This is a genomic window from Protofrankia sp. Cr1, from assembly GCF_963555865.1.
In the GTDB taxonomy this organism is placed as follows: Bacteria; Actinomycetota; Actinomycetes; order Frankiales; family Frankiaceae; genus Protofrankia.
In genome coordinates this window covers 18,811-30,048 of the sequence record NZ_CAUVXO010000023.1, presented here as the reverse complement: position 1 = coordinate 30,048, position 11,238 = coordinate 18,811, and the positions used below count along the sequence as shown (strand labels likewise).

Here is an 11,238-nt window from a genome sequence, read left to right as displayed (position 1 = left end):
AAGAGACAGGTACAGATGTCGCCGGCCCGGCACATCTCGACGGTCTGCTGCGTCGCCCGGCCCAGCGGCCGGGAGATCGTGCCGATCTTCGCGTCCTCGTCGTGGTCGGGGTGGCCCCGGTCGGCCCGGCCGTGTCCGGCGACATGAACCGGCGTGTCCGGGCGCAGCGTTCCGGAGAACACCCGGATGAGGCAGATGCGTCCGACATAGGGATCGGTCGTGGTCTTGATGACCTCGGCGGCCAGCGGACCGTCGGGGTCGCCTGACGGCAGCGGACACGGCGATCCGTCCGGTCGGCTGGTGGCTGGTAGCGGATGTTCGAACGGGGACGGGAACGCTCGCGCGAAGAGGTCCAACAGCTCTGTCACGCCCAGTGTGTCGGTTCCGTTCCCGACGGTTGCCACGACCGGATGGAAACGGCCGCGGGCGACCGCGGTCTCCAGATCGTCGAGCAGCAGTTTCGTCGACAGTGTCTCACCGGCGAGGTAACGGTCCAGCAGGGACTCGTCCTCGCTCTCGGCGATGATCCCTTCGATCAGGGCGTCGCGGGCCGCGGCAACCGCCCCCGGCCCGCCGTGCTGGCTCGTACCGCCGTGCTGGCTCGTACCGCCGTGCTGGCTCGCCGGACCACCCTCGGCCGGTGCCAACAGGTCGACCAGCCGGTATCGCTGCTCACCGGGCCCGGGTTCGTCAGGCCGCGGGCGGCCGACTGGCAGGTACAGCGGGAGCACGCCCGCCCCGAACACCTCCTGGCAGACGGTGAGGGTCGAGGCGAAGTCGGCCTGAGGGCGATCGAGCTTGGTGATCGCGATTGCGCGGGGCGTTGCGGCGGCGGCGCATTCGTCCCAGAGCAGCCGGGTGAAGCCGTCGACTCCGTCGAGGGCGCTGACCACGAACAGGGCCGCGTCGGCACCGCGCAGGCCGGCGCGCAGGTCCCCGATGAAATCAGCGAGCCCCGGTGTATCGAGAAGGTTGATCCGCAATCCCCGGTGCATCGTGGACAGCGCAGTGAGGTTGAGCGTGCGCTGCCGGCTCTCGGTGTCGTCATGTTCGGCATGTCGGGCATTGGCGGCACGGCCGTGCGCAGCCTCACCGCCGTCCGCTGTGGCCAGCAGGCACTCGGCCAGGGTGGTCTTACCCGCTCCGGTGTGGCCGACCAGGACGATGTTGCGCACGTCGGCGCCGCGTTGGTGATCGGGACGGACCTCGCATGGTGCTGACTTCACCCGCGCCTCCCCGCAGTGACATGGCCACTGGGTGAATGGGTACGGTGAGAAACCAGTGGACGGCTGCCGGACGGATTACTGAGCCCTCAGGGAAGGTGAGCCCTGCAGGGAAGGTGAGCCCTGCAGGGAACGCGAGCCCCTTGGGAACAGATTCCTCCTTGACGGGCGTGTGAACAACCCGTGTCGGTCGAATGATGTGGCGGTTGCCGATCGTGCCGGCAGTACTGTGAACGAGCAGTGCGGGACGTACGGGACGGGACGGGACATGCTCGCTAGCAAGGCGCGACCGCAGATCCAGCACGTGCTCGATCCTCTGGGTGAGCGGTTGGCCCGGTCGCGGGTGTCACCGGATGCCGTGACCATCGTGGGCACCATCGGCGTGGTCGGTGGGGCGCTGGGCTTCTTCACCCGCGGGGTCTTCTTCGTCGGCGCTGTCGTCATCACACTGTTCGCCGTCTCCGACCTCATCGACGGACTCATCGCCCGCGCTCGCGGGATCTCCTCGCCGTGGGGTGCGTTTCTGGACTCCACCTCCGACCGGGTCGGTGACGGCGCCATCTTCGGCTCGTTGATCATTTGGTACGCCGGTGACGGTGATTCGTTGCCGCTGTGTGTGGCCGCCCTGATCTGCCTGACGGCTGGTTCGATCATCTCGTATGTCAAGGCCCGGGCGGAAGGGCTGGGATTTCACTGTGACGTCGGCTTCGCCGAACGCGGTGAGCGGCTTCTGGTCGTTCTGGTCGCCGCTGGTCTCTACGGACTGGGCGTGCCGTATCTGCTACCGGCCGCGCTGTGGTTCCTCGCCGCGGCCACGGTGTTGACGGTGGCGCAGCGGATCGTCCATGTCCATCGGCAGTACCTGGGGCGAGGCCAGGGCGCTGCCGGGCGGGCGGCCCGGCTGCCGGTCGAACCGCCCGCGGCAACGCGGGTCCACTGACGGGGCCGGCCGGCGTTGACGACTGCGCGTGCTCGGATGACGGACCTGGCCTACGCGACGGGCTGGCGGGTCGTGCGTGTCCTGCCCGAGCGTGTCGCCGCGCGGGTGTTCACCGCGGCGGCCGATGCGGCCGTGCGCCGGGACGGCCGCGGAGTCCGTCGGTTGCGCGCAAACCTGGCGCGAACAGTCCCACCCGACGCCGACCTCGACGATCTCACGCGAGCTGCCATGCGGTCCTACGCCCGCTACTGGCTGGAGGTCTTCCGGCTGCAGGACATGCCGCGCGAACGGATCATCAAGGGCATGCGGATGGTGGCGGAACCGCGGCTACGGGCGGCACTGGCGTCCGGCCGCGGCACCATCGCGGCGCTGCCGCACATGGGAAACTGGGAGCATGCCGGCGCGTGGCTCGCCGCGAACGGGGAACCGTTCACGACAGTTGCCGAGCGGGTGGAACCGGCATCCCTGTTCGACCGGTTCATACGATTCCGCTCCGCGCTCGGCATGGAGGTCATCGCGCTCACCGGTGGTGAGCGGCCACCCTTTGACCTGTTGGCGGATCGCCTGCTCGCCGGCGGCACGGTGTGCCTGCTGGCCGACCGTGACCTGTCCGCGGACGGGGTGCCGGTCACCTTCTTCGGAGCGACGGCCACGATGCCGCCGGGGCCGGCCGCGCTCGCGCTGCGGACCGGGGCGACGTTGCTGCCTGCCACGCTGTGGTTCGATCCGGACGGCTGGGGTGTGCGCATTCACCCGGCTGTGCCGCATACCGACGTAGCGCAGATGACCCAGGCGCTGGCAGACGCCTTCGCCGAGGGAATCGCGGCCTACCCCGCGGACTGGCACATGCTCCAACGCATCTGGCGGGACGAGCCGGCGACCGCCGCTGCGGCTGAGCCCGTTGAGCCCGTTGAGCCCGCATCCTGCCCGCCGCCGGCCGGAGTGGAAACATGAAGATCGGGCTGGCCTGCCCTTACACCTGGGACGTACCCGGAGGGGTTCAGGTCCATGTGCGCGACCTCGCCGAGACTCTCATCGGGCTGGGTCACGACGTTTCGGTGATCACTCCGGTCAACGATGAGACAACCCTCCCGCCATATGCCGTGGACGCGGGCCACGCGGTGCCGGTGCCCTACAACGGCTCGGTCGCCAGGCTGCTGATGGGGCCGGTGTCAGCCGCCCGTGTGCGCAGGTGGTTGCGGGAGAACGACTTCGACGTGTTGCACGTGCACGAGCCCACAGCGCCCAGCGTCAGCCTGCTCACCTGCATGCTTGCCGACGGTCCCATCGTCGCCACCTTCCACACGTCCAACCCGCGTTCGAAGATCCTGACGGCTGCGCACGGCGCATTGCAGCCGTCGATGGAGAAGGTCCGGGCCCGGATCGCGGTGTCCGAGGCGGCGAGGCGAACGATCGTCGAACATCTCGGCGTGGACGCGATTCTTATTCCCAACGGCGTGGCGGTGGGCACCTTCCGGGACGCCACACCGCTGCCCACGCGCCCACCGGGCGGTGCGACCGTGGTCTTCCTGGGGCGTATCGACGAGCCCCGCAAAGGTCTGGACGTGCTGCTGGCGGCCTTGCCGACGCTGGTGGCGCGGTGCGAGCGGGCGCGACTGCTGGTCGCCGGCCCGGGCGACGGCGAGGCGGTGCTCGACCGGGTGGAGCCGGGTCTGCGGGACCGGGTGCACCTGCTCGGTCTGGTCTCCGACGCGGACAAACCGCGGGTGTTCCATTCGGGGGAGATCTATTGCGCGCCGAACACGGGGCAGGAGAGCTTCGGCATCGTCCTGCTGGAGGCGATGGCCGCCGGCGCGCCGGTTGTGGCCAGCGATATCGACGCCTTCCGTCGCGTCCTCGACGACGGCCACGCCGGCCGACTGTTCCCGGTCGGGGATGCGGCGGGGCTTGCCCATGCGCTTGCCGGGCTGCTGGCCGATCCGGGCGAGCGTGGCCGCCTCAGCGATCGGGGCCGGGCGGTGGTAACCGCCTATGACTGGCCGATGATCGCGAAAAGTATCGTCGGAGTGTACGAGATGGTCGCCGGCGACGCGCCGGTATCGGTAGCAGTGGGTTCCCAGCAGAAGGCGATCCGTCATTCTGCTTGATCGGAGTCAATCCCCTGGCGCGGCGTCACCCGGTGTTGACTACGCTGCGCGAGGTGCCCCTAGTTGTCCTCACGGTCGCGGTCATCGTTCTGATCGCCACGTACCTCACCTGGCTCGCGAGCCGTCTCGACCGCCTCGCGGTGCGGGTCACCGACGCCCGCACGGGACTGACCGCCCAGCTGGCGCTGCGCGTGGCCGCGGCCGGGGAACTCGTCCGACAGTGCGAACTGGCGGAGCTGGGCGAGGCGGTGGCGCGGGCGCGGGCGGCGCATGCGGCTCTCGCTGCTGACGGTCCGCTGGACAACGACGCCGAAGCGGTGGAGAACAACCTCAGCCGGGCGTTGCGGTCAGCGCAGGTCGCGGCGACAGCCGATCGCGCGCCTGACGCCCTGCACGCGGTGGACGTCGCCGCGGCGAGGGTGGCCCTTGCCCGCCAGCTGCACAATGACGCGGTTCGTGATGTCCGGGCGTTGCGAAGCAGGCGGATCGTCCGGATACTGCGCTTGTCCGGGCGCAGACCGTTGCCCGCCTACTTCGAGATCGACGACGCCCTCCCGGTGCGCAGTGGCGGAGACGGGAAGATCGACGGCGATGTTGACGAGCACAAGCCCGACGCTGGTACCTTGAATGGTGATATGACCGGATTCGCCCCATAATGCCCTTTCTGTAATGCGGCGTGCGGCATGCGGCATGCCGTCGCGACCACTCGTCTCCGACCGCCCGTGTGCCTACCCGGGTGCCCGGGTGGGATTGCGGTGGTGCTTCGGCCGTACGATGAGGCGTCCCCCGTCCGGTGCGAATGCGCGCATCCGCCGGTGGCCCGGGAGGCCGAAGTCCGGTTTGTCGACGTTCGCGTGGGCAGGGACACCTGCTCCCGACGGATCCGTGTAAAGAGAGGCGAGTCATGTCCGATGGCCTGACCGCACCCGAGCCTGCGCAGCCCGACGACGGGCCCGTACGGGTGGCCGAGCCTCCCCGCTCCGCCGGTACCCAGGTGGGGACGGCCCGGGTCAAGCGGGGCATGGCGGAGATGCTCAAAGGCGGAGTGATCATGGATGTGGTCACCGCCGACCAGGCGAGGATCGCCGAGGATGCCGGGGCGGTCGCGGTGATGGCCCTGGAGCGGGTGCCGGCCGACATTCGTGCCCAGGGCGGGGTGGCTCGCATGAGCGCCCCGGAGATGATCGAGGAGATCATCGAGGCGGTGTCGATCCCGGTCATGGCCAAGGCGCGTATCGGCCACTTCGTCGAGGCCCAGGTGCTCCAGCAGCTGGGGGTCGACTACGTCGACGAGTCCGAGGTCCTCACCCCCGCCGACCCGCACCACCACATCGACAAGTGGCGGTTCACCGTCCCGTTCGTCTGCGGCGCGACCAACCTGGGTGAGGCGCTGCGTCGCATCGGCGAGGGTGCGGCGATGATCCGGTCGAAGGGTGAGGCGGGTACCGGCGAGGTGTCCAACGCCGTCGTGCACATGCGCACGATCAGAGCGGAGATCGCCCGCCTGTCGGTGCTGGACCCCAGCGAGCTGTTCGCCGCGGCCAAGGATCTGCGCGCCCCTTACGAGCTCGTGGCCGAGGTCGCGAGCCTGGGGCGCCTGCCGCTCGTCCTGTTCACCGCGGGTGGCATCGCCACGCCCGCGGACGCGGCACTGATGATGCAGCTGGGCGCCGACGGCGTGTTCGTCGGCTCGGGCATCTTCAAGTCCGGTGATCCGGCGCGGCGTGCGCGGGCGATCGTCGAAGCCACCACCATGTACAACCACGCCGACGTCCTGGTGAAGGTCTCGCGTGGTCTCGGGGAGGCGATGGTCGGCATCAGCACCGGCGAGCTGGAGCCCACGGCCAGGTTCGCCGATCGCGGCTGGTGAGCGACCTCGGCATGATCGCTCCGGCAGCGCGGCCGGCGCGGGTGGGCGTGCTGGCACTGCAGGGCGACGTCCGCGAGCATGTCCGGGCGCTGCGCGCGGTCGGCGCCGACCCGATGGAGCTCCGGCGCGTGTCCGATCTGGAAGCGGTGGACGGGCTGGTCCTGCCCGGTGGGGAGTCCACCACGATCGGGCGGCTGCTGCGCGTGTTCGATTGGCTGGAACCCCTGCGTGCGGCGATCGCGGACGGGCTGCCGGTGTTCGGATCCTGTGCGGGCATGATTCTGCTGGCCCGCGAGGTCCTGGACGCCGCACCCGGCCAACCGCTGCTTGCAGGCTTGGATGTCGTCGTGCGGCGCAACGCGTTCGGCCGTCAGGTGGACTCGTTCGAGGCGGATATCGATCTCGTCGGTGTCGCCGGCGGGCCGGTTCGAGCGGTCTTCATCCGGGCACCGTGGGTGGAGAAGGTCGGGGACGAGGTTGAGGTTCTGGGCCGGGTTGGTGACAGAATTGTCGCGGTCCGCCAGGACAATCTGCTGGCAACGGCATTCCACCCGGAGCTGACCGGTGACATCCGGATACACCGGATGTTCGTCGACGTTGTCACAGGCAATCGTGGAAGGCAGGGGTCGGTACAGGTGAGGGGCAGGGCATGAGCGGTCACTCCAAGTGGGCGACCACGAAGCACAAGAAGGCAGTCGTCGATGCGCGTCGTGGCAAGCTGTTCGCAAAACTGATCAAGTCGGTCGAGGTGGCGGCGAAGACCGGTGGTGGGGACCCGGCCGGAAACCCGACCTTGGCGGACGCCATTGCCAAGGCCAAGTCGCAGTCGGTGCCGAACGACAACATCGACCGGGCCGTCAAGCGGGGCTCGGGGGAGCTCGCCGGCGGCGTCAACTACGAGGAGATCACCTACGAAGCGTACGGGCCCAGCGGTGTGGCCGTCCTGGTCGAGTGCCTCACCGACAACCGCAACCGGGCCGCCTCCGACGTCCGGGTCGCGATCACCCGAAACGGTGGTACCGTCGCGGACCCCGGTTCGGTCTCGTACCTGTTCAACCGCAAGGGCGTCGTCCTGGTCCCCAAAACGCCCGGTCTGAGCGAGGATGACGTCCTGGCCGCCGTTCTCGACGCCGGCGCTGAGGAGGTCAACGACCTGGGTGACGCCTTCGAGGTCGTGTCCGAGGCGACGGACCTCAATGTGGTGCGGGTCGCCGCGCTGGGCGCCGCGCTCGCGGTTTCGGCCGCGGACCTGTCGTGGCTGCCGAGCGTCAGCGTGCCGTTGGACGAGGAATCCGCCCGCAAGGTCCTCAAACTCGTCGAGGCGGTGGAAGATCTCGACGATGTCCAAAATGTCTGGTTTAATGCTGACATCTCGGATGAGATCATGGAGTTGGTCTCGGCCTGACGGGTTTTTCTCGCCGGCTGCCAGTCACTCCTTGCGCCTCACTCCTCGCGCATCGCAACGCGCGGGTGTCAGGTGCGACCTGGCGTTTCGAGAGTCGAACGGACGTTCGCGCGTGTCGCGACCGTGGCGAACCGTCACGGGGCCACAATGGTCGACGGTAGCTGAAGTCAGGATTCAGAACGGCTGGTCCGCGGACCAGCCAGCGGGAGGGCGCTGGTGCTGGTGCTCGGTGTCGATCCGGGGCTCACGCGCTGCGGTCTCGGTGTGGTTGACGGCGGCCCCGGCCGGAACGCCTCGCTGGTTGCGGTCGGTGTGCTGCGCACGCCGGCCACCGACGACGTCGCAGCCCGGCTGTGGGCACTTGAGCAGGGCCTGGATGAATGGATCGGCCGGCACAACCCCGATGCGGTCGCGGTCGAGCGGGTGTTCAGCCAGGCCAACGTCCGGACGGTCATGGGTACCGCGCAGGCCGGGGCGGTGGCCATCGTCGCGGCGGCCCGGCGGGGCCTACCGGTGGCGCTGTACACGCCCAGCGAGGTGAAGGCCGCGGTCAGCGGTAGCGGCCGGGCGGACAAGGCCCAGGTGGCGTTCATGGTGAGCCGCCTGCTGAGGTTGCCCGATCCGCCGCGTCCGGCCGACGCGGCGGACGCCCTGGCCCTGGCCCTGTGCCACCTGTGGCGTGGCCCGGCGCTGGCCAGGATGGCGGCTGCGGTCCACGGTGGCCAGGCTGTCCGGAAGGAGACCGGTCGATGATCGCTTCTGTTTCGGGCACGGTCGCAGCCTTGTCACCCGAAGCAGCCGTCGTCGAGGTCGGTGGGGTCGGGCTGCTCGTGCAGTGCACCCCCGCGACGCTGTCACGGCTGCGGGTAGGCCAGGATGCGCGCCTGGCCACCACCCTGGTCGTCCGGGAGACCGAGCTCACTCTCTACGGGTTCGCCGATGCCGACGAACGTGACGTCTTCGAAACCCTGCAGAGCGCGTCCGGGGTCGGTCCCCGGCTCGCCCAGGCCGTCCTCGGCGTGCACAGCCCCGACGGGCGTGCGCCGCGCGGTCGCGGCTGAGGATCTGGCCGCTCTGACCAAGGTGCCCGGCATCGGCCGCAAGGGTGCGCAGCGCATCGTCCTCGATCTCAAGGACCGCCTCGCCGCGCCGATGTCGGTGCCCGTGGCCCAGGGTGGGAACGCCGGCGCGAACAACGGTGCCGACGCGGACAACGATGCCGACGCGAACAGCGATGCCGGCGTGGGCGGCGGTCCGTCGGCGGTGCCAGACAGACCCCGGGTCGCCGTTGCCGAACAGGTTCGTCTCGCGCTGCTCGGGCTTGGCTACACCGCGCGTGAGGCCGAGGACGCGCTGACCACAGTGCGCGCCAGTGACAACGGCCTGGGTGACGCTGCCGCTGTCGGTGACGATCAGGCGCCGGACACGGTAGCTCTGCTGCTGCGCCGGACGCTGGCCGCCCTGCGGCCCCGGTGATGCAGCCTGTGGATGCCGAGGGTCTGGTCTCGCCGGTGGCTGAGCCGGAGGAGCAGGCGTTCGAGGCCGGTCTGCGGCCGGGGAGCCTGGCGGAGTTCATCGGCCAGCAGAAGGTCCGCGAGCAACTTACGATCATGTTGGAAGGGGCGCGGGCCCGCGCCCGTCCGCCCGACCACGTCCTGTTGTCCGGGCCACCCGGGTTGGGCAAGACCAGCCTGGCGATGATCATCGCACGGGAGCTGTCGGTCCCGTTGCGGATGACCAGCGGTCCGGCGGTCGAACGCGCGGGAGATCTCGTCGCGATCCTCACCGCGCTCGCTCCGGGCGACGTGCTGTTCCTGGACGAGATCCACCGGATCGCCCGCCCCGCGGAGGAACTGCTCTACGCCGCGATGGAGGACTTCCGGGTCGACGTGGTGCTCGGCAAGGGCCCCGGCGCGACCGCGATCCCGCTGGACCTCGCTCCGTTCACCCTGGTTGGCGCGACCACCCGGTCAGGTCTTCTCACCGGCCCGCTGCGTGATCGGTTCGGGTTCACCGCACACATGGACTTCTACGATCCCGATGAGCTGACCAGTGTGCTGACCCGCTCGGCCGGGTTGCTGGGGGTACGTCTCACCGGCGACGGCGCCACCGAGGTTGCCGGGCGGTCGCGTGGGACGCCGCGGATCGCCAACCGGCTGCTGCGCCGGGTTCGTGACTACGCCGAGGTGCGGGCGGACGGAATCGTCACGCGCGAGGTCGCCCGGGCCGCCCTGCGCGTCTATGATGTAGACGCGCTCGGCTTGGACCGGCTCGACCGGGCCGTGTTGGAGGCGCTGGTGCGCCGTTTCGGCGGCGGTCCGGTGGGCCTGACGACTCTGGCGGTCGCTGTGGGGGAGGAACCCGACACGGTCGAGGAGGTCGCCGAGCCGTTCCTGGTCCGTGCGGGTCTGTTGGCCCGGACCCCCCGCGGGCGGATCGCCACCCCTGCCGCGTTCACCCATCTCGGTCTTGATCCCCTTGATGATGCCCTGGGACGTTCTCAGGTCCCGCGGTAAGAGTGCCCGGCAATAGGGGCGTGGATGAAGGAGCGGGGCTGGGGTACGTAGATCGAAAGACGGAGGAGGGAGGCACCGGAGGTTGTGGGTGTCGACCGACGGAGCCGGGGTACCCCGTGCATCGCGCAGCGATGGATGGGGAGCGATGCGGCGAGGTGCGTGCCCGAGCCCCGCGACGCCGCGTCCCCTGTTGCTGGGCGCTCCAAGAGCGCCCTGGCGGGCCGAAGGCGATGCGATCGTGGTTCTGTCGCAGCGCAGGCGGCTGAAGTCCCGGGTCGCTAGGGGGCCTGCGCGTCACGAGCCCGCGGTCGGTACGTAGCATCGGCCGCACTACATGGGAGGACGTGGACGTGCAGGCAATGGTGGTCGCCGAGACGGCGGCCCAGAATGGTGGCGGTAGCGGGATCGGCGGTTTTCTGCCGCTGATCCTGATTGTGGTGGTTGTCTTCTTCTTTATGTCGACCCAGCGGCGCCGCCAGCGGGCGCAGCAGCAGACGCTGGCCTCGCTTGTTCCGGGCACCCTGGTGGTGACCACGGCCGGGCTCTACGCGACGGTGGTCGAGGTCGACGAGGGTGACGTGCTACTGGAGGTCGCGCCGGACGTCGTGTGCCGGTTCGCTCGCGCGGCGATCGCCAGGGTTGTCTCCGCGTCGGACGACGAGGCGTCGGACGACGACGCGCCGGACGATGCCGAGGCGGTCGAGGGCTACTCGGATCACGACGTCGCGCCGGGTGATGCCGGGGTTGACGACCACGGTTCGGCCAACTCGCACATCGACATGACCAAGACGGACGTAACCAAGAGTGATGCGACCAAGACGGACGTGACCAAGAGCGACTCTCCCGGGAACGGGAAGACGTCGGGGAAGTCGGATGCGCCCGGTGGGTAGTGCGGTCCGCTGATGCGACATCATCCGAACGGGCCGGACAGACGGTCGGAAACGGGCTCTAGGACGGGCCTGCCTGAACGGGGTACAGGAACGCATCCGGCTTGACAGTCGTTCCGATACCTTGGGCGCCGGCTGACACTGTTGTCTCGGCCGGTGTTGTCCTGGCCGGCCGCAGGCGGAGCGAACATAGTCCGCTGTGCGTTTCCGGCGGTACTGCCGGATCTGAGGTCGCCTGCGGTGGGCCGGTTGCTCCACCAGACGGGCGACGTGAGCACTGACGAAGGCA

Annotated in this window: 11 protein-coding genes and 1 pseudogene; 11 read left to right on the top strand and 1 reads right to left on the bottom strand. The window is 69.5% G+C overall.

What is annotated here, in order from left to right; translation table 11 throughout:
- Positions 1 to 1,226 (bottom strand): GTP-binding protein (locus U9980_RS04230; RefSeq protein ID WP_322766766.1); only part of this gene is annotated, 1,226 nt, incomplete at its 3' end.
- A 265-nt stretch (positions 1,227 to 1,491) separates the two neighbouring features.
- Here U9980_RS04230 and pgsA point away from each other — a divergent pair.
- The 11 genes and pseudogenes from pgsA (at position 1,492) to yajC (ending at position 10,952) form a co-directional block, all read left to right on the top strand.
- On the top strand, positions 1,492 to 2,163 hold the full coding sequence (gene pgsA / locus U9980_RS04225) for a phosphatidylinositol phosphate synthase (RefSeq protein WP_322766765.1): 672 nt from the start codon (positions 1,492 to 1,494) through the stop codon (positions 2,161 to 2,163).
- Positions 2,164 to 2,199: 36 nt separating this feature from the next.
- Positions 2,200 to 3,117, top strand: a complete 918-nt coding sequence (locus U9980_RS04220) for a phosphatidylinositol mannoside acyltransferase (protein WP_416210148.1) — start codon at positions 2,200 to 2,202, stop codon at positions 3,115 to 3,117.
- Positions 3,114 to 4,271 carry a glycosyltransferase family 4 protein gene (locus tag U9980_RS04215; protein WP_322766763.1) on the top strand — a complete coding sequence of 386 codons (1,158 nt, stop codon included), beginning with the start codon at positions 3,114 to 3,116 and terminating at the stop codon, positions 4,269 to 4,271. The genes U9980_RS04220 and U9980_RS04215 overlap by 4 nt, the downstream gene beginning before the upstream one ends.
- Before the next feature lie 32 nt (positions 4,272 to 4,303).
- A complete protein-coding gene (locus tag U9980_RS04210; protein WP_322766762.1) occupies positions 4,304 to 4,927 on the top strand; it encodes a hypothetical protein in 624 nt (207 codons plus the stop codon).
- A 248-nt stretch (positions 4,928 to 5,175) separates the two neighbouring features.
- Positions 5,176 to 6,141, top strand: coding sequence for a pyridoxal 5'-phosphate synthase lyase subunit PdxS (gene pdxS / locus U9980_RS04205; protein WP_322766761.1), 966 nt, complete (start codon positions 5,176 to 5,178; stop codon positions 6,139 to 6,141).
- Between the two features lie 11 nt (positions 6,142 to 6,152).
- Complete coding sequence (gene pdxT, locus U9980_RS04200; RefSeq protein WP_322766760.1) at positions 6,153 to 6,794, top strand: pyridoxal 5'-phosphate synthase glutaminase subunit PdxT; 642 nt, start codon at positions 6,153 to 6,155, stop codon at positions 6,792 to 6,794.
- A complete protein-coding gene (locus U9980_RS04195) occupies positions 6,791 to 7,546 on the top strand; it encodes a YebC/PmpR family DNA-binding transcriptional regulator (protein WP_322766759.1) in 756 nt (251 codons plus the stop codon). The genes pdxT and U9980_RS04195 overlap by 4 nt, the downstream gene beginning before the upstream one ends.
- A gap of 216 nt (positions 7,547 to 7,762) precedes the next feature.
- The gene (ruvC, locus tag U9980_RS04190) at positions 7,763 to 8,299 is read left to right on the top strand and encodes a crossover junction endodeoxyribonuclease RuvC (protein ID WP_322756133.1); all 537 of its coding nucleotides are present in this window, start codon (positions 7,763 to 7,765) and stop codon (positions 8,297 to 8,299) included.
- Positions 8,296 to 9,022 (top strand): annotated as a pseudogene (gene ruvA, locus U9980_RS04185) (Holliday junction branch migration protein RuvA). Before ruvC ends, ruvA begins: the two are co-directional and overlap by 4 nt.
- An 8-nt stretch (positions 9,023 to 9,030) precedes the next feature.
- Positions 9,031 to 10,062, top strand: coding sequence for a Holliday junction branch migration DNA helicase RuvB (ruvB, locus tag U9980_RS04180; protein ID WP_322750930.1), 1,032 nt, complete (start codon positions 9,031 to 9,033; stop codon positions 10,060 to 10,062).
- Positions 10,063 to 10,421: 359 nt separating this feature from the next.
- Positions 10,422 to 10,952 carry a preprotein translocase subunit YajC gene (gene yajC, locus U9980_RS04175; protein WP_322753462.1) on the top strand — a complete coding sequence of 177 codons (531 nt, stop codon included), beginning with the start codon at positions 10,422 to 10,424 and terminating at the stop codon, positions 10,950 to 10,952.
- The last annotated feature ends 286 nt before the right edge of the window (positions 10,953 to 11,238 follow it).

Coding starts and splice junctions, on each gene's coding strand:
- pdxS (WP_322766761.1), top strand. CDS start 5,176: ATGTCCGATGGCCTGACCGCACCCGAGCCTGCGCAGCCCGACGACGGG.
- yajC (WP_322753462.1), top strand. CDS start 10,422: ATGGTGGTCGCCGAGACGGCGGCCCAGAATGGTGGCGGTAGCGGGATC.
- U9980_RS04220 (WP_416210148.1), top strand. CDS start 2,200: ATGACGGACCTGGCCTACGCGACGGGCTGGCGGGTCGTGCGTGTCCTG.
- U9980_RS04195 (WP_322766759.1), top strand. CDS start 6,791: ATGAGCGGTCACTCCAAGTGGGCGACCACGAAGCACAAGAAGGCAGTC.
- U9980_RS04215 (WP_322766763.1), top strand. CDS start 3,114: ATGAAGATCGGGCTGGCCTGCCCTTACACCTGGGACGTACCCGGAGGG.
- pdxT (WP_322766760.1), top strand. CDS start 6,153: ATGATCGCTCCGGCAGCGCGGCCGGCGCGGGTGGGCGTGCTGGCACTG.
- pgsA (WP_322766765.1), top strand. CDS start 1,492: ATGCTCGCTAGCAAGGCGCGACCGCAGATCCAGCACGTGCTCGATCCT.